The 692-nt window shown below is 49.3% G+C and carries 2 protein-coding genes; both read left to right on the forward strand.

Annotation, left to right across the window (positions count from 1 at the left end; genetic code table 11):
* Nucleotides 1-313 (forward strand): transcriptional regulator NrdR (gene nrdR / locus R7Q46_RS27240; protein WP_318078277.1); only part of this gene is annotated, 313 nt, incomplete at its 5' end.
* 7 nt (nucleotides 314-320) lie between these two features.
* Nucleotides 321-692 (forward strand): bifunctional diaminohydroxyphosphoribosylaminopyrimidine deaminase/5-amino-6-(5-phosphoribosylamino)uracil reductase RibD (gene ribD, locus R7Q46_RS27245; protein WP_318078280.1); only part of this gene is annotated, 372 nt, incomplete at its 3' end.

Genomic DNA, 692 nt, shown 5'->3' on the forward strand with positions numbered 1-692 from the left:
GGTCATGCCTAAAGTCATTAAGTCGAATGGCAATCGTGAACCATTCGATGAAGATAAAATGGTCGGTGGCATTCAGCGCGCATTAGAGAAACGTCCGGTAAGTGCCGACTCTATCGAGCTTGCAATCAGTATGATTAAGTCGCAACTCCGCGCAACTGGTGAGCGTGAAGTACCGAGCCAAATGATTGGTAACTTGGTTATGGATCAGCTTAAAGAGCTCGACAAAGTGGCTTACATCCGTTTTGCATCGGTTTATCGTAGCTTTGAAGATATTCGTGAATTCGGCGAAGAAATTGCCCGCCTTGAAGACTGATTAAATCATGCCTCAACACACTTCTGCATCTCCATTTTCTCCTCAAGATTTTTCAATGATGTCGCGTGCGCTCAAGTTAGCTCGACGCGGCATTTATACGACGGCTCCAAACCCGAACGTCGGTTGCGTAATTGTTCGTGATGGCGTGATCGTTGGTGAAGGTTATCATCATCGCGCTGGAGAGCCGCATGCTGAAGTGCACGCGATGCGTATGGCTGGTGATAAAGCCGAAGGTGCAACGGCATACGTTACCCTTGAACCGTGCTCCCACTATGGACGCACGCCACCTTGCGCTGAAGGGTTGATAAAAGCCAAAGTGGCGCGAGTAGTGTGTGCGATGGAAGATCCGAATCCAAAAGTGGCTGGACGTGGCATCCAA

It is taken from the genome of Vibrio sp. 811 (assembly GCF_033339195.1).